This window comes from Novosphingobium sp. SG720 (genome assembly GCF_012275365.1).
Lineage (GTDB): Bacteria > Pseudomonadota > Alphaproteobacteria > Sphingomonadales > Sphingomonadaceae > Novosphingobium > Novosphingobium rhizosphaerae.
The window spans coordinates 1,037,164-1,052,782 of record NZ_JAAZQN010000001.1 but is presented as its reverse complement, the minus strand read 5'-3'; the positions used below and the strand labels follow the sequence as shown (position 1 = coordinate 1,052,782).

Below are 15,619 nucleotides of genomic sequence, written 5' to 3'. Positions count from 1 at the left end.
AGCCCCACCGATGTCCACCGCTGCCACCGCACCGTCGGAAGTCCGCACGGCCGGCTTCTTTACCGAGCACCTCGCCTCGGCCGATCCCGAAGTCTTCGCCGCCATCCAGGGTGAATTGAAGCGCCAGCAGACCAAGATCGAGCTGATCGCTTCGGAAAACATCACCAGCCTGGCCGTGCTGGAAGCGACCGGCTCGGTCTTCACCAACAAGTATGCCGAAGGCTATCCGGGCAAGCGCTATTACGGCGGCTGCGAATATGCCGACGTGGTGGAAACCCTGGCGATCGAACGCGCGAAGAAGCTGTTCGGCTGCGATTTCGCCAATGTGCAGCCCAATTCGGGCAGCCAGATGAACCAGGCGGTTTTCCTGGCCCTGCTCCAGCCGGGCGACAGCTTCATGGGGCTGGATCTCAATTCGGGCGGCCACCTCACCCACGGTTCGCCGGTCAACATGAGCGGCAAGTGGTTCAAGCCGATCCCCTATGGCGTGCGCCCGGAAGATCACCTGATCGACATGGACGAAGTGGCCCGCCTGGCGCGCGAGCACAAGCCCAAGCTGATCATCGCGGGCGGCACCGCCTATTCGCGCGTGTGGGATTTCCCGCGCTTCCGCGAAATCGCCGATGAAGTGGGCGCGTGGCTGCTGGTCGACATGTCGCACTTCTCCGGCCTTGTCGCCGGTGGCGCGCACCCCTCGCCGTTCCCGCATGCCCATGTGGTCACCTCCACCACGCACAAGAGCCTGCGCGGTCCCCGTTCGGGCATCATCCTCACCAACGACGAGGCGCTGGCCAAGAAGTTCAACACGGCCGTGTTCCCCGGCCTTCAGGGTGGCCCGCTGGTGCATGTGATCGCCGCCAAGGCGGTGGCCTTTGCCGATGCCCTGCGCCCAGAATTCAAGGCCTATGCCCACCAGATCGTGGCCAATGCCCGCGCGCTTTCGGCGTCGCTGGTCGATGCCGGCCTGTCGATCGTTTCGGGCGGCACCGACAACCACCTGATGCTGGTGGACCTGTCGGCCAAGGACGTGACCGGCAAGGCCGCTGAAAAGGGCCTCGATCGCGCCTGGCTCACCTGCAACAAGAACGGCGTGCCGTTCGACAAGCGCTCGCCTTTCGTCACCTCGGGCATTCGCCTGGGCACGCCGGCAGGCACCACGCGCGGCTTCCGCGAGGAAGAATTCCGCCAGATCGGCCAGCTGATCGCCCAGGTCGTCGAAGGCCTTGCCCGCAATGGCGACGAAGGCGATGGCCAGGTGGAACAGCGCGTGCGCGATGCCGTGGCCGACCTGTGCGCCCAGTTCCCCATCTACCCGGAGCTTTGAACGTTTGCGTTGCCCGTTCTGCGCCCATGACAACAGCCAGGTGAAGGACAGCCGGCCGACCGAGGACAACACCTCGATCCGCCGGCGGCGCCAATGTGAAAGCTGCGGCGCCCGCTTCACCACGTTCGAACGCGTGCAATTGCGCGAAGTGCTGGTGGTGAAGAACAAGGGCGATGGCAGCGAGCCGCGCCGCGAACCGTTCGACCGCACCAAGATCGAACAGTCCGTGGCGCTCGCCTGCCGCAAGCGCCCGGTCACCCAGGAACGGCTCGACCAGCTGGTCACCGGCATCCAGCGCCAGATCGAGACGATGGGCGATGGCGAAGTGGCCAGCAAGGTGATCGGTGAAATGGTGATGGACGGGCTGCGCCAGTTGGACAGCGTGGCCTATATCCGCTTTGCCAGCGTCTACCGCGATTTTTCCGAAGCCCGCGATTTCGAGGAATTCGCCTCTTCCGTGCGCGAAGTGGCCAAGTAAGAACCATGCCTTTCCAACCCGTTATCGTGCTCGTGCGCCCGCAACTGGGCGAAAACATCGGCAAGGCCGCGCGCGCCATGCTCAACTTCGGCCTGGCTGAAATGCGCCTCGTCGCCCCGCGCGATGGCTGGCCCAACCCCTCGGCAGGGCCCGCTGCCTCGGGTGCCGACATCGTGCTGGAACGCGCTCAGGTGTTCGACAGCCTGGCCGAGGCCGTGGCCGATTGCGCCCATGTCTATGCCACCACCGTGCGCAAGCGCGGGGTGACCAAGCCGGTCGTCACACCCGAGGAAGCCGCACGCGCGATCGTGGCCGAGGAAGGCCGCAGCGCGCTGGTGTTCGGCCCGGAGCGGTCGGGCCTGGAGACCGACGACGTGGCGCTGGCGCGCACGATCGTGACCGTGCCGATCAACCCGGAATTCGGCTCGCTCAACCTGGCCCAGGCGGTGATCCTGTGCGCCTATGAATGGTCCAAGCACCAGGGCTGCGCCACCGCGCTGGTGCAGCCCACGGTGGAAGAGCTGCTGCCCCCTGCCCCGCAGGAGGAATTCGAGGGCATGTTCAGCCAGCTGTGCGACCTCTTGGAACCGCGTGGCTATTTCCAGCCCCCCAGCCGCGCTGAGGCCAGCCGCCGCACCTTGCGCACGATGTTGACCAAGCCGGCGTGGAATCACCTGGAAATCCGCACCCTGCGCGGGGTGCTCTCCACCTTGCGCCGCACCCCTGGCGAGCGGCCCTGAACGGCGCAAACCCGCCGATTTTTCCCGCTCTCCCTTTCCGCACTTGACTCTGAGGGCAATGCCTGTTCTAGGCGCGCCTTCGCAATTGGCCCCACACGTCCGGTGAAGTGGTGGCCGCATCTGGCAACAGGCCAGATGGTGCGGGTCCGGACAACAGCCAGGAAGGCCGCTGCGGCTTTCCTCACATGAAACGCTAGTTGAAAGGAACGAACGCGTGTCGAAGCGCCATTCGTCCAAGTACAAGATTGACCGTCGCCTTGGTGAAAACCTGTGGGGCCGCCCCAAGAGCTCGGTGAACCGCCGCTCGTATGGCCCCGGCCAGCACGGCCAGCGCCGCAAGAGCAAGGTTTCCGACTTCGGTATCCAGCTGCGCGCCAAGCAGAAGCTCAAGGGCTACTACGGCGACGTGACCGAAAAGCAGTTCAAGCGCACCTACCAGGAAGCGTCGAACATGAAGGGCGATACCGGTCAGAACCTGATCGGCCTGCTCGAACAGCGCCTCGACATGGTCGTGTACCGCGCCAAGTTCGCGCCGACCGTATTCTCGGCTCGCCAGATCGTTTCGCACGGCCACATCCGCGTGAACGGCGTGAAGTGCAACATCGCCAGCCGCCGCGTGCGCCCCGGCGACGTCATCACCCTGGGCCCCAAGGCCAAGGAAATGGCCCTGATCGCCGAAGCCCAGGCCCTGCCCGAGCGCGACGTGCCTGACTACGTCGCCCAGGAAGGCAACGACAAGATCACTTTCGTGCGCGTGCCCACGCTCGACGAAGTGCCCTATCCGGTGAAGATGGAACCGAACCTGGTCGTCGAATTCTATTCGCGCTGATCGGTCGGTCCATTCGGACAAGACAAACGGAAAAGGCGGGGTTTTGCCCCGCCTTTTTTGTTGCCTGCAAGCAGCGGTTGGCCGGCAGGCCCGATGCGTTTGCACGCACCGGGCCGCCTTGCCGATCAGGCCTTCTTTTCAAACGCCACAGTGATCTTGAGGCGCACTTCGTCGCTCACGAAGGGCACGTACTTGCTCACGCCGAAGTCCGAGCGCTTGAGCGTGCCGGTCGCGCCAAAGCCCACGGTGAAGGCCTTGCTCATCGGATTGGCACCGGCGCCGCCGAACGTGGCATCGAGCGTAATCGGCTTGGTCACGCCGTGCAGGGTAAGATCACCCTCGATCTTGGCGCTGCGCTCGCCAGTGGGCACCACCTTGCGCGCCACGAAGCGGATCGTGGGATACTTGGCCGCGTCGAACCAGTCGGCGCTCTTGAGTTCACCATCGAGCGTCGCGTTGGTGGTGGAGATGGCCGAGACCGGCAGCGACACGTCGAGCGCCGTGGCGGCAAGATCCGCCGGGTTGAGCGTCATCGTGCCGGTGGCGCCGGGGATGACGCCGAAGAAATCGTTGAAGCCGAAGTGGCTGACCGTGAATTCGGCCAGGGTGTGGTGGCTTTCCACCTGATAGGTGCCAGCCGGCACGGCCGAGGGCGCGGCAGTCGCCTGCGCGGCGACCAGCGCCGGCACCGCGAGGGCGGGAACCGCCAGGGCCAGGGCCAGGGCGGCGAAAGTCTTGTTGCGTGTCATGACAGGGGATCGTCCTTGTTGAAATGATCCCAGCCATGATGGCGTTTCCACCCTTGGATGATAATATGTCGCCAACGACATTGTCTTTTTACCAGAGGTAGGAAATCTGTGGCCGACCGCCTGACCGGCATCGAAGTCTTCGTGGAAGCGATCCGCCTGGGCGGGCTTTCGGCCGCCGCGCGCACGCTGCACATGTCCCCCGCGATGGCCGCCAAGCATCTTACCGCGCTGGAAAGCAGGCTGGGCACCACGCTGGTCCACCGCACCACCCGGCGCCTGCTGTTGACCGAGGCGGGCACGGCCTACCTCGACCGGGCGACGCGCGTGCTGGCCGACTTGCGCGAGGCGGAAGCCGATGCCGCCGCCCAAAGCGTGGCGATCGACGGACTGTTGCGGGTAAGCGTGCCGATGTCGTTCGGCGTGCTGCACCTGGCCCCGCTGGTGGCCGCCTTCAACCAGCGCCACCCGGGCATCGTCATCGAACTGGGGTTGAGCGACCGGCATGTCGACCTGGTGGAAGAGCGCTGGGACATGGCGATCCGCATCGGCCGGCTGCTGGATGGCAACCTGATCGCCCGCAAGCTGGCCGACATGCACCTGGTCGTCTGCGCTTCACCCAGCTATCTCGCGCGGCGCGGCACGCCCACGCAATTGAGCGACCTGGCGCAGCACGATTGCCTTGGCTTCACGCTGTCGATGCTGGGGCGGCACATCTGGCGCTTTGGCCTGGACGGCACGATCCACCAGCCGGTGCGCGGAACGCTGCAAGCCGACAACGGCGACGTGCTGGTGGAAGCTGCCGCTGCAGGCCTGGGCCTGGTCTATGGCCCGCGCTTCATCGCGGCACGCGCGCTGCGCGAGGGCCGGCTGGTGGAGGTGCCATTGGACCAGCCCCTGGCGCAACTCGGCGCGATCCATGCGGTCACCCATCCCTCGCGCCGGCCGGCCGCCAGAACCCGCGCCTGGATCGAATTCCTGGCGGAAATGCTGCCACCGATGGCCTCTGCCTGGTAGACATATTAAAGCAACATTTTCAGCCGTTTCCCGCAACAAACGGATCGTCGCAAATCGCGCACGCGCGCAGCAGAAAGCGGGAACGGCACGGCGCTGCAGGCATTGTCGGAGCATGCTGATGTATCGCTTCGTCACCCCGCACCGTTGCGGCAAATGGTATCCCGATCTGGAAACTGCCAAGGCCCAGGCCAGCGCCATCGGCGCCGGCTTTCTGGACACGCGCACCGGCGAATTCGCGCAATATCCCGGCACTCGCCTGGAGACGCAGGCGGTGATGACGCCGCGTCCCCAGATCGCTGCCTGACGCCGGGGGCTCCGCCCCGGGGCGGCGGCCTCGCTTTAGGGAGCGATGCCCATCGCCTTGCGCAGGAACGCATCGCTGCTGCTCAGCAACTGGATGCGCGCCGCCCCGCTATCGAGCTGATGATCGAGCTTCTTGAACTCGACATATTCGACGGAGCGACCCGCCGCCCGGAGCCGGTCTGCCATCAGGCGCGATTGGTCCACCGGCACATTGAGATCGGCATCGCCGTGAAACAGCATGACCGGCACCGTGATCGACGATGCGTTCTGCGCGGGTGAGCCCGCCTTGATATAGTCACCATGGCCGATCTGGCGGTCAACGATGACACCATTGGTATAGCTTTGCGCGTTTTCGCGCAGCCGCGCGAGGTCCGTCACCGGTGCGACCGCGACGATGGCCTTGAACAATCCGGGATCGACCACCCCTGATTGCAGCGCGGCATAGCCGCCATAAGACCAGCCGAAGATGGCGATCTTCCCGGGCGCGGCAATGCCCTGCGACAAAAGCCAGCGACCCGCGTCGTCGATATCGCCGATCGCCTTGGGCCAGGATTGAAAGCCGTTCCTGGATTGCCAGTCGATCCCGAACCCCGACGAGCCACGATAATTGGGCTGCAGCACGGCATAGCCACGCGCCGCGAAGAACTGCACCAGCCAGTCAAAACCCCATTCATCGCGCGCACTGGGCCCGCCATGGGGCATGACGATGGCCGGCAGGCCCTTGCCGTTGCTGCCAGCCGGCAGCGTGAGGTAGGCCGGGATCGACGTTCCGTCAGCGGCGGGATAAGTGATCGGCCTCATCGGGGCCATGCCGACACCGGTAAGTTCCGGACGGACGGCGAGGACCTGTTCGAGATGGTGCGTCGGCTTGTCGAAGACGTAATAGGTTCCCGGATCGGTATCGCCACCAGCCAGCAGCAGCAGCCGGCTTTCGTCGGCCGCCGCATCGATGAAGTCGATCTGCGGCTGGCCGGGCAAGGCCTTGTGCAGCGCGGCAGCCAGGGTCTTGAGCGCGGGATCGAAGAATTCCACCACGCGGGTTTCGGTGGCGTAGCTCACCCCCACGACGCGGCGGTTGCGCCCGATGGTGACCAGTTCGTCAACATCGACATCGCCGCGCCCAAGCACGCGATCGCGTGCCAGCGAGCCGTCCAGCTTGATGCGAAACAGTGCGCTGCGCCCGCCATCGCCAGCATCGAAGCCATAGGCCACGTCCTGCGTGGGATCGACCGCAGCGGGCTGGAAACCGCGCGCGGAAATGCCGTCGCTTTCATCCGTGCGGCCCAATGCCAGCCAATCGGACGATCCGGCCTTGCGATAGTACCATGTGGCCTTGCCGGTATCGTATCCGGTGGCATTGGCCACAGCGCGGGCCATCAGGCGGACGTGGCCGATGCCATCGGTGACATAGGCCTCGGCATCGACACGGGGCCGTTCCACGGTGCGACGCTGCAAGGTGGTCGCGTCCACGGATTCGACGCCGAAGCCGTCGTCGGTCTTGGCCAGGTGCGTGCCGATCGTGGTTTCAGGCACGAACGTGCGCGTCATCAGCACCTGCCCGGGCTTGTCGCCGGTCCAATCGATCACCGCGCCGCCGTGATAATCGAAACCCAGGGCCCGATCGCTTTGCTGTTCAGACACCACGCCAACGTGCTTGCCATCCACATCGACGGCCAGCATGCGCGCAAAGCTGATCGGTGTGCCGGCATTCTCGGAATAGACCTGGACACGGCAGAACAGGCGCTGGTTGGTGGGCCAGGTGCAGCTACGGATCCTTTCATCGCTGCGATTGCTGCCCAGGATCGCGCGCGGCGCACCGCCCGCAACCAGATCTGCAACCATGACCTTTTGCCCATCGCCATCGGGCACCAGGAAAGAGACATGGGTGCCATCGGGCGACATGCTCATTGCCGAAACGCCCACGCGTGCGCCGAATGCCCGCGCGGCTGCTGCGCCATCCAGCGGCGCCGGATCGGCGGCCCGGGCACTGCTGCCAAGAACCGCGGCCACCAGCGCCATTCCCGCGCCTGCCAAAAGGCCGCCAAATCCCCGATGCCGATGCGCCATGCCCCATCCCAATTCGTATCAAAACCTTGCTAGGCATAGCAAAGTGGCGCGGATGGGAAAGGCCGGACCGGGAAAATTCGCATCCGTTTTGCGGGGCTTACTCCTTGCGCAGATAGTCCCGGCGGAAATCGGCGGCAAAGGCGGCAAAGCGGTCTTCGGCAATCGCGGCGCGCATGGCCGCCATCAGTTGCTGGTAGAACGAGAGGTTGTGCTCGGTCAGCAGCATGGCGCCCAGCATCTCGCCCGACTTGTGCAGGTGATGCAGATAGGCGCGGCTGTATTTGGCGCAGACCGGGCAGGTGCAGCGCTCGTCGAGCGGGCCGGTGTCCTCGGCATGGCGGGCGTTGCGCATGTTGATCGGGCCGTTCCAGGTAAAGCCCTGGCCGTTGCGGCCCGATCGCGTGGGCAGCACGCAATCGAACATGTCCACTCCGCGCTCCACCGCGCCCACCAGGTCATCGGGCTTGCCCACGCCCATCAGGTAGCGCGGGCGATCGGCGGGCAACTGGCCCGGCGCGAAATCGAGCGTGGCGAACATCGCCTCCTGCCCCTCGCCGACGGCCAGCCCACCGATGGCATAGCCATCGAAGCCGATGTCGCGCAGCGCGTCGGCGCTGGCCTGGCGCAGGCCTTGATCCAGCGCGCCCTGCTGGATGCCGAACAGGGCGGAACGCGCGGCATGGTCTTCCCCGCTATCGAACCCGGCGCGGCTGCGGCGGGCCCAGCGCATCGACATTTCCATGGACCGCGCGATCACGTCGCGCGGCTGATCGGCGCGCGGGCATTCATCAAAGGCCATGACAATGTCGGACCCCAGCAGGCGCTGGATTTCCATCGAGCGTTCGGGGCTGAGCATGTGGCGCGAACCATCGAGGTGGCTGGCGAACGTCACGCCATCCTCGGTGATCTTGCGCAGTTCCGACAGGCTCATCACCTGATAGCCGCCGCTGTCGGTCAGGATCGGGCGATCCCAGCCCATGAAGGCGTGCAGGCCCCCCAGCCGGGCCATGCGCTCGGCGCCGGGACGCAGCATCAGGTGATAGGTGTTGCCCAGGATGATGTCGGCGCCGGTGCGGCGCACGTCTTCCACTTTCATCGCCTTGACCGTGGCCGCGGTGCCCACCGGCATGAACGCGGGGGTGCGGATCTCGCCCCGCATCATCTGGATGGTGCCGGTGCGGGCCTTGCCGCTGGTGGCGTGAATCTGGAACGAAAAGCGGGTCATCGTGGGCAAGCTGGCATCCGGGGGAGAAAGAACAGTTGCGGCCCTTAGGCGCAAACGCCAAGGCGTGCAAATGTCGCTGATCCACCTTGCCATCGCCACCGCCCAAGCTGCGACCCAGGCCACCCCGCCGGTTGCGCCGTTCGAGCCGCACGCCTGGATGTATGGCGTGCTGACGGCGATCGCCGTGGTCACCGGCATGGTCGATGCGATTGCCGGGGGCGGCGGGCTGATCATGATGCCGGCGCTGATCACACTGGGCCTGCCCCCGCACCTGACGCTGGGCACCAACAAGATCCAGTCGATGTGCGGCACCAGCATGGCCACCTGGCGCTATCACCGCGCCGGCCTTTTCACCATGGCGGGCAATGGCACCCTTGCCGCGGTGACTTTTGCCGGGGCGTTGATCGGGGCACTGATCATCCAGCATTTCGATGCCCACGTGCTTTCGCTGATCGTGCCGGTGCTGCTGATCGGCGTGGCACTCTATACCGTGCTCTCGCCGCGCATGGACGATGGCGACCGGCACGATCGCGTGGGGCCACGCGGCTTCCTGCCGGTTGCCGGTGGCGTGGGGTTCTATGACGGCTTCTTCGGACCGGGCGCGGGGCAGTTCTATACGACCACGCTGGTTGCCCTGCGCGGCATGGGGCTGACCCGCGCCACGGGACTGACCAAGCTGCTCAACCTGATCAGCAACCTCGCCAGCGTGATCGTCTTCGCGCTGGGTGGCCACGTGCTGTGGCTGCTGGGCCTGTGCATGGGTGCAGGCGCGATGGCGGGCGCGGTGATCGGCAGCCATTTCGCCACCCGCTTTGGCGCCCGGTTGATACGCCCGCTGCTCATCGTCGTCAGCCTGGGCCTGACCGGGCGGCTGGTGTGGCAATGGTTTGCCGGGTGATGGCACGGCTGCACGGCCTGCTGACGCTGCGCCCGGCGAGCCGTCCGTGGCAATTGGCCGTGCTGGCCGCAGCGGCGGTGGGCGTGGCCATGGCCGGCGGCGCGATCGCGGGCAATATTCCGGCCGGCACCAATGCGGCGTTGGGCGCCTTTGCCTTTTGCGCCCTGCCCCCTGGCTCACCCCGGCGGCAATTTGCAGTGGTTGGCGCGATGGGGCTGGGGATCATTGCCGGGTTCGTGCTGGGCACGATCATGGCGCCTTCCGGGCCGATGGCGGCAATCGGGCTGGGCCTGTTTGCCGCCGGCGCAGTGGCGGCGGTGCTCCGCGGGCGCGTGGGGATGCCCGGCGCGCTGTTCCCGTGCATGAGTGCCGCGCTTGCCACGCAAATTGCGCTGCCGCTCGCCGCCCTGCCGCAGGTGATGCTGCAATTGGGCGGTGGGGTAGCCCTGGCCCTGGCGATGGTCGGGCTGTTCCGCGTGGTGGCGCCGGACTTGTCCGCCCCCGCTGCCACGCCGCTGGCCTGGGTGGAGCGCAGCGGCGCAGTGCCGGTGGTTGTAGGACTTGCCGTGGCGGTATCGCACGCGCTTGCCCACCTTGCCGGCGTGCCGCGCCCTTATTGGGCACCGGTCAGTTGCATCGCCGTGATCCAGGGGATGAGCTTTGCCGCGGTGAAGACCCGTTATGCCCACCGCGTGGCGGGCACGCTGCTCGGCCTGGTGCCGGCCGCGCTGCTGCTCCCGCTTGCGCCGCATCCCTGGCTGGTCGCGCTGGCGATCACATTGCTTTCGTGGGGCGTCGAAGCGCTGGTGCCGCGCCACTATGGCCTGGCCGTGATGCTGATCACACCGCTGGCGCTGCTGCTGGCGCAAGCCGCGCATCGCGGCCCGCTGGCGCTGGAAACGCTGCTGGTCGCCCGTGCACTCGATACCGTGATCGGCAGCGCCGTGGCGCTTCTCGCCGGCTTTGCTCTCGTCCGGCTCGATCGTTCCCGCGCCTAGGCCGTCCACACCAGCGGCAGCCGGGTGCAGGCCCCCACATTGCCGCCTTTCATCGTCACCGGCTGATCGGGCGCCAGGGCAAAGCGCGGGATCGCCGCCAGCCATTCGCGCAGGAACACGATCACTTCCATCCGCGCCAGCCCCGCGCCGACGCAGCGATGCGCCCCGGCACCCAGCGTGGTGTGGCGCATGGGCGAAAGGGAGCGGGCAAAGTCCACTTCCTCTGGCCGGTCGAAGCAGGCCGGATCGAGATTGTGCAGAACGCTGGGCAGATAGACCAGATCGCCGGCGCGGATCGTCACGCCATCCACGGCAACATCGGCCACGGCATTGCGGCTGACCGAGACCGTGGGATAGCGCCGCATCAGTTCGTCCGCCGCGGCCGGGATCAGGTCGGACTGCGCGCGCAGCAGGTCCTGGTCCTGCGGGTGGCGCGCCAGATGCAGCGCCACCATGCCGATCATCGCCGCCACCGTATCGAGCCCGCCGAACAGCAGGTTGCGGCACATGCGCCGCGCCGCGTCGACCGTCCAGGGCCGGCCCTCCACTGGTTCGGCCAGGATGCGGCTGAACAGGTCTTCGCCCGGCGCGGCCATGCGCTTCTCGATGAACGGCCAGAGATAGTCGTCGGCAGCCTGCTTCAACTGCTCCACCGTCATCGAGCCATCGGGCCGGGTGAGCTGGGCGCCCAGCCGGCGCAGGCGCGGGCGATCTTCCAGCGGCACGTCGATCATGGTGAGGAAGATATTGAGGGGCAGGATCTCGGCAAAGTCGGCCACGAATTCGCAAGCCTGGCGCGGGCGCAGGCCGGCGCACAATTCGCGCGCCACCGCTTCCACCTGCGGCTCCATCGCCACCACGAAGCGGGACGCCAGGCCCTTCATCACCGGGGTGCGGTATGCCTTGTGCTCGGCCCCGTCCTGCTGCAGCGGAATGAACTGCATCACCTCCCCTAGTCCCGGCGTTACCGCCAGGCAGGCGCTGGAAAGCCGGTCTGCATCCATCCACAGCGCGCGCACCACATCGCCCCGCGTGGCGATCCAGTGGCCGCCATTGGACCGCGTCCACACCAGGCCCTGCCCATCAGCCAGCGCCTGCCATGCCGCGAAATAGTCCTGCTCCACGCCGGGCGGATCGAAGATGTCGAAATCCACCACCCGCGCGTGTGGAACATGCGCCGGAACCATGCCGCTCTCCCCTGGCTTGTCGGAAGCGCAGGCTTAACGATCATGCGCGCGGCGCAAACTGCGCTTTATGGCAGCAGCAGCGAGGAATCCCCGTAGCTGTAGAAGCGATAACCACCGGCGATGGCGTGGGCATAGGCCGCCTGCATCGTTTCCAGCCCCATCAACGCCGAAACCAGCATGAACAGCGTGGACTTGGGCAGGTGGAAATTGGTCATCAGCCCGTCGATCGCCTTGAAGGCGTAGCCGGGCGTGATGAAAATGGCGGTGTCGCCTTCGAAGGGATGGATCGTGCGGGCCTCGTCGGCCGCGCTTTCGAGCAGGCGCAGCGATGTGGTGCCCACCGCGATGATCCGCCCGCCGGCTGCCCGCGCAGCGTTGAGGCGGGCTGCGGTGTCCGGCTCGATCCGGCCCCATTCGGCATGCATCTGGTGGTCGGCAGTGTCGTCTGCCTTGACCGGCAGGAACGTGCCCGCGCCGACATGCAAAGTCAGCGTTTCATGGGCGATCCCGGCCTGGGCCAGCGCCGCCATCAGTTCGGGCGTGAAATGCAGCGCCGCCGTGGGCGCGGCCACAGCGCCATCCTTTTGCGCGAACATCGTCTGATAGTCGCTGCGATCCTGCGCGTCGGTCTCTCGCTTGCCGGCGATGTAGGGCGGCAGCGGCATGCGCCCCGCCCGCTCCAGCAAGATTTCCACCGGCTCCTCGCCCGGAAAGAACAGGGTCCAGCTGCCATCGGCATGGCGCTCTTCGGCCGTGGCGGCAACATCGGCGCCGAAATCGATCGTATCGCCCGCGCGCAGGCGCTTGCCGTTGCGGATGAACGCCTGCCAGCGCCGCAGGTCCAGCCGCTTGTGCAGCGTGGCGCCGATCCGCGCTTCGCCCCGGCGGCCTTCCAATTGGGCGGGAATCACGCGGGTATCGTTGAACACGAGCACGTCGCCTGCGCGCAACAGGCCGGGCAGATCGCGCACCACGTGATCGGTCAGCGCCGCGCCAGCGGCAACATGGAGCAGCTTGGCCGCATCGCGCGGGCGGGCCGGACGCAGGGCGATGTTTTCGGGCGGCAGTTCGAAATCGAAAAGGTCAACACGCATGGGGCAGGCCGCTAGCCGCAGCGGTGGCGCAGGGCAAGGGCTTGACCGCCAGGGGGCTTCGACAGGCTCAGCCCGAACGAGATTTGAGGGAATCCGAACACTCCCCGCCGTTCGCCCTGAGCTTGTCGAAGGGCCTTGCGGTTACCCGCTCAATTGGTGCGCGACTTGCTCAGCATGTCGGGCGTGATCGCGCTGGTCGGCACGGCTGCCGGCGGGGCCGGGCGTGGCTTGTTGTCAGCCAGGATCGAGGCCTGGAGGATCTTGGTCGGGTTGCTGGGCGGTTCGCCGCGCACGATCGTGTCCACCGCATCCATACCGCTGATCACACGGCCGAAATTGGTGTACTTGTGATCCAGCGCAAAGCGCGGATAGAACACGATGAAGAACTGGCTGTTGGCCGAATTGGGCTCGTTGGTGCGGGCCATCGACACCGTGCCGCGCATGTGCGGGGCATCGTTGAATTCGGCCTGAAGGTCGGGCAGCTTGGACCCGCCCTGCCCGGTGCCGGTGGGGTCGCCGGTCTGCGCCATGAACCCGTCGATCACGCGGTGGAAGATGATCCCGTCGTAAAAGCCCTGGCGCGTCAGCGTCTTGATCCGCTCCACATGATGCGGGGCCCATTGCGGCATCAGGCGGATGAGCACGCGCCCGCCATTCGACAGGTCGAGCACCAGCACGTTGTCGGGATCGTGCGCGGGATCCGTGTCGACGGCATAGGGAATTTCGTGCTCGGGCACCACCTTGTCGAGCTTGAAGGGCTGGGCCGGCGCCTTTTCCTGCTGGCTTTGCGCCATCGCCGGCACGGCAGTTGCCGCAAAGACAATCGCCGTGGCCGCCAGTGCAGCGCTCATCAGGGCCTTGGAAAACGAACGGGCGATCATCAAGCCTGCGATCCTTGTTGGAATAGGTGAAACGCCGATTAGGCCGAGCGCGCTGACACTGCAATGAACGATTCGGCAATAAACGCCGCAAGTGTCCCGGCGCGCGGGGTCAATAGTCTCCCAGGCGGCCGATCTGCTCCACACGCGCCACCACATCGTCGCGCACGGTGGGGGTAACGAAGCCGGAAATGTCGCCACCGAACAGGGCGATTTCCTTGACCAGCTTGGATGCGATCGGCTGAAGGCTGACATCGGCCATCAGGAAAACCGTCTCGATGCGGTCATTGAGCTGCTGGTTCATCCCGGCCATCTGGTATTCGTATTCGAAATCGGCTACGGCGCGCAGGCCCCGCACGATCACGCTGGCGCCCTGCGCTTCGGCAAACTTCATCAGCAGGGCATTGAACCCAACCACCGAGACATTCTCGATGCCCTGCTCGTCCAGTTCGCGGGTCACCATGTCCATGCGCTCTTCAGGCGTGAACATCGGGTTCTTGGAAGGATTGGTGGTCACCCCCACGATCAGCTGGTCCACCAGCTTGGCCCCGCGGCGGATGATGTCGAGATGGCCCAGCGTGATCGGATCGAACGTGCCGGGATAGATGCCAACGCGCGGCGCCATCAGTGATTCCTTTCCACGATGAAGCGCGCCAGTTCGCGCAGCAGGTCCGCCTCCGAACCATGGCTGGCGAGATGGGCAATGGCCTGCTCCACCAGGATACTCGCCTGTTCGCGGGCGCGCTCCACGCCCAGCAGCGAAACAAAGGTTTCCTTGCCCGCCACCGCGTCCTTGCGCAGCGCCTTGCCGGCGGCGGCTTCGTCGCCTTCGGCGTCGAGCAGGTCGTCGGCGATCTGGAACGCCAGGCCGATGTCGCGCGCATAGCCGCGCAGATGGGTGCGTCCCTCGGGCGGCAGGCGCCCCAGGATCGCGCCCATTTCCACCGCCGTGGCGAGCAGGGCCCCGGTCTTGAGCTGTTGCAGCCGGGTGACCGTGGGCAAATCGAACGTGGCGGTTTCGGCCACGATGTCCATCATCTGGCCGCCGGCCATGCCATGCGTGCCGCTGTTGACCGCCAGAGTGCGGATCAATTCCACCCGCACGAAGGGATCGCCGCTCATCGCCGGATCGGACAGCACTTCGAACGCGAAATCGTGCAGCGCGTCGCCGGCCAGCACGGCCGTGGCATCGTCGAACGCCTTGTGCACCGTGGCCTTGCCATGGCGCAGGTCGTCATTGTCCATGCACGGCAGATCGTCGTGGATCAGCGAATAGACGTGGATCGCCTCAAGCGCGGTGCCGGCACGCACCGCCGCCTGGCGATCGACGCCATACATCGCCGCAGTCGCGGTTACCAAAAGCGGGCGCAACCGCTTGCCGCCGCCGATGGTGGCATAGCGCATGGCCTCGACCAGCCGGTCGCGCGGATCGCCCGGGATGGGCAGCAGCGCGTCGAAACTCGCGTCGATCTCGGCCTGGATCGCTGCCAGTGCGGGCTTGAGCAAGCCGAAGCGGCCCTCGGGCGTGGCCATGGCGTTCAGGCCCCGTCGAACGGCCGCGTTGCCGCCGGACGTCCTTCACGATCAGCCACGACCGCCTCGATTCGCGCCTGCGCGGCATCGAGCCGGGCCTGGCAATGCGTGCGCAATGCCTCGCCCCGGGTGTAGAGGTCGATCGACTCGTCGAGCGGAGCCTCGCCGCTTTCCAGGCGGCGAACCACCACTTCCAGTTCTTTCAGCGCATCCTCGAAGCTGAGCGCGGCGATATCGGGTGTGCTTGCCATCGGCGCCAGCAATGGCCGGGCGCGGCAGGCCGGTCAAGCCCGGTGACACGA

Annotated in this window: 17 protein-coding genes; 8 read left to right on the top strand and 9 right to left on the bottom strand. The window is 66.3% G+C overall.

Translation table 11 applies throughout. The features are described from left to right. The first annotated feature begins 10 nt into the window (after positions 1–10). From glyA to rpsD, 4 genes are all read left to right on the top strand, one after another. Complete coding sequence (glyA, locus tag FHW94_RS04740; protein WP_168554573.1) at positions 11–1,324, top strand: serine hydroxymethyltransferase; 1,314 nt, start codon at positions 11–13, stop codon at positions 1,322–1,324. 4 nt (positions 1,325–1,328) lie between these two features. Beyond that, a complete protein-coding gene (gene nrdR / locus FHW94_RS04735; protein ID WP_168554572.1) occupies positions 1,329–1,802 on the top strand; it encodes a transcriptional regulator NrdR in 474 nt (157 codons plus the stop codon). Positions 1,803–1,807: 5 nt separating this feature from the next. Then, entirely contained in the window at positions 1,808–2,542 is a 735-nt protein-coding gene (locus FHW94_RS04730; RefSeq protein ID WP_168554571.1) for an RNA methyltransferase, read from the top strand. Positions 2,543–2,756: 214 nt separating this feature from the next. Continuing rightward, entirely contained in the window at positions 2,757–3,371 is a 615-nt protein-coding gene (gene rpsD, locus FHW94_RS04725; protein WP_168554570.1) for a 30S ribosomal protein S4, read from the top strand. 125 nt (positions 3,372–3,496) lie between these two features. Here rpsD and FHW94_RS04720 read toward each other — a convergent pair whose 3' ends face one another. Next, the gene (locus FHW94_RS04720) at positions 3,497–4,120 is read right to left on the bottom strand and encodes a YceI family protein (protein WP_168554569.1); all 624 of its coding nucleotides are present in this window, start codon (positions 4,118–4,120) and stop codon (positions 3,497–3,499) included. Between the two features lie 108 nt (positions 4,121–4,228). Between FHW94_RS04720 and FHW94_RS04715 the strand changes: the two genes are divergently transcribed. Both FHW94_RS04715 and FHW94_RS04710 read left to right on the top strand, forming a co-directional pair. Then, positions 4,229–5,134, top strand: coding sequence for a LysR family transcriptional regulator (locus tag FHW94_RS04715; protein ID WP_168554568.1), 906 nt, complete (start codon positions 4,229–4,231; stop codon positions 5,132–5,134). A gap of 112 nt (positions 5,135–5,246) precedes the next feature. Next, positions 5,247–5,438: a hypothetical protein gene (locus FHW94_RS04710; protein ID WP_168554567.1), complete on the top strand. Its 192-nt coding sequence runs from the start codon at positions 5,247–5,249 to the stop codon at positions 5,436–5,438. A gap of 35 nt (positions 5,439–5,473) precedes the next feature. On the opposite strand, the gene FHW94_RS04705 is transcribed toward FHW94_RS04710, so the two are convergent. Both FHW94_RS04705 and tgt read right to left on the bottom strand, forming a co-directional pair. Continuing rightward, positions 5,474–7,447: a S9 family peptidase gene (locus tag FHW94_RS04705; RefSeq protein ID WP_349237436.1), complete on the bottom strand. Its 1,974-nt coding sequence runs from the start codon at positions 7,445–7,447 to the stop codon at positions 5,474–5,476. A gap of 154 nt (positions 7,448–7,601) precedes the next feature. Continuing rightward, positions 7,602–8,729, bottom strand: a complete 1,128-nt coding sequence (gene tgt / locus FHW94_RS04700; protein ID WP_168555470.1) for a tRNA guanosine(34) transglycosylase Tgt — start codon at positions 8,727–8,729, stop codon at positions 7,602–7,604. A 70-nt stretch (positions 8,730–8,799) separates the two neighbouring features. Here tgt and FHW94_RS04695 point away from each other — a divergent pair, with 70 nt between their 5' ends. Both FHW94_RS04695 and FHW94_RS04690 read left to right on the top strand, forming a co-directional pair. Continuing rightward, positions 8,800–9,627, top strand: a complete 828-nt coding sequence (locus tag FHW94_RS04695) for a TSUP family transporter (RefSeq protein WP_168554566.1) — start codon at positions 8,800–8,802, stop codon at positions 9,625–9,627. Then, entirely contained in the window at positions 9,627–10,625 is a 999-nt protein-coding gene (locus FHW94_RS04690) for an FUSC family protein (RefSeq protein WP_168554565.1), read from the top strand. The genes FHW94_RS04695 and FHW94_RS04690 overlap by 1 nt, the downstream gene beginning before the upstream one ends. On the opposite strand, the gene FHW94_RS04685 is transcribed toward FHW94_RS04690, so the two are convergent. The 6 genes from FHW94_RS04685 to FHW94_RS04660 form a co-directional block, all read right to left on the bottom strand. Further along, positions 10,622–11,812, bottom strand: coding sequence for a cytochrome P450 (locus tag FHW94_RS04685; RefSeq protein WP_168554564.1), 1,191 nt, complete (start codon positions 11,810–11,812; stop codon positions 10,622–10,624). The two genes, FHW94_RS04690 and FHW94_RS04685, sit on opposite strands and share 4 nt — an antisense overlap. A gap of 65 nt (positions 11,813–11,877) precedes the next feature. Continuing rightward, complete coding sequence (gene queA, locus FHW94_RS04680) at positions 11,878–12,906, bottom strand: tRNA preQ1(34) S-adenosylmethionine ribosyltransferase-isomerase QueA (protein WP_168554563.1); 1,029 nt, start codon at positions 12,904–12,906, stop codon at positions 11,878–11,880. Positions 12,907–13,055: 149 nt separating this feature from the next. Then, entirely contained in the window at positions 13,056–13,787 is a 732-nt protein-coding gene (locus FHW94_RS04675) for a peptidylprolyl isomerase (protein ID WP_246865882.1), read from the bottom strand. 109 nt (positions 13,788–13,896) lie between these two features. Then, the gene (coaD, locus tag FHW94_RS04670; protein ID WP_168554562.1) at positions 13,897–14,409 is read right to left on the bottom strand and encodes a pantetheine-phosphate adenylyltransferase; all 513 of its coding nucleotides are present in this window, start codon (positions 14,407–14,409) and stop codon (positions 13,897–13,899) included. Continuing rightward, positions 14,409–15,317 carry a polyprenyl synthetase family protein gene (locus FHW94_RS04665; protein ID WP_168554561.1) on the bottom strand — a complete coding sequence of 303 codons (909 nt, stop codon included), beginning with the start codon at positions 15,315–15,317 and terminating at the stop codon, positions 14,409–14,411. Before FHW94_RS04665 ends, coaD begins: the two co-directional genes overlap by 1 nt. Before the next feature lie 5 nt (positions 15,318–15,322). Beyond that, complete coding sequence (locus FHW94_RS04660; RefSeq protein WP_110761299.1) at positions 15,323–15,568, bottom strand: exodeoxyribonuclease VII small subunit; 246 nt, start codon at positions 15,566–15,568, stop codon at positions 15,323–15,325. Between the last annotated feature and the right edge of the window lie 51 nt (positions 15,569–15,619).

Excerpts from the sequence above, each read along its gene's own strand:
- FHW94_RS04665 (WP_168554561.1), bottom strand. The coding sequence starts at position 15,317 with ATGGCCACGCCCGAGGGCCGCTTCGGCTTGCTCAAGCCCGCACTGGCA.
- FHW94_RS04695 (WP_168554566.1), top strand. The coding sequence starts at position 8,800 with ATGTCGCTGATCCACCTTGCCATCGCCACCGCCCAAGCTGCGACCCAG.
- FHW94_RS04685 (WP_168554564.1), bottom strand. The coding sequence starts at position 11,812 with ATGGTTCCGGCGCATGTTCCACACGCGCGGGTGGTGGATTTCGACATC.
- FHW94_RS04690 (WP_168554565.1), top strand. The coding sequence starts at position 9,627 with ATGGCACGGCTGCACGGCCTGCTGACGCTGCGCCCGGCGAGCCGTCCG.
- tgt (WP_168555470.1), bottom strand. The coding sequence starts at position 8,729 with ATGACCCGCTTTTCGTTCCAGATTCACGCCACCAGCGGCAAGGCCCGC.
- queA (WP_168554563.1), bottom strand. The coding sequence starts at position 12,906 with ATGCGTGTTGACCTTTTCGATTTCGAACTGCCGCCCGAAAACATCGCC.
- glyA (WP_168554573.1), top strand. The coding sequence starts at position 11 with ATGTCCACCGCTGCCACCGCACCGTCGGAAGTCCGCACGGCCGGCTTC.
- coaD (WP_168554562.1), bottom strand. The coding sequence starts at position 14,409 with ATGGCGCCGCGCGTTGGCATCTATCCCGGCACGTTCGATCCGATCACG.
- FHW94_RS04720 (WP_168554569.1), bottom strand. The coding sequence starts at position 4,120 with ATGACACGCAACAAGACTTTCGCCGCCCTGGCCCTGGCCCTGGCGGTT.
- FHW94_RS04675 (WP_246865882.1), bottom strand. The coding sequence starts at position 13,787 with ATGATCGCCCGTTCGTTTTCCAAGGCCCTGATGAGCGCTGCACTGGCG.
- FHW94_RS04710 (WP_168554567.1), top strand. The coding sequence starts at position 5,247 with ATGCTGATGTATCGCTTCGTCACCCCGCACCGTTGCGGCAAATGGTAT.
- FHW94_RS04730 (WP_168554571.1), top strand. The coding sequence starts at position 1,808 with ATGCCTTTCCAACCCGTTATCGTGCTCGTGCGCCCGCAACTGGGCGAA.
- FHW94_RS04660 (WP_110761299.1), bottom strand. The coding sequence starts at position 15,568 with ATGGCAAGCACACCCGATATCGCCGCGCTCAGCTTCGAGGATGCGCTG.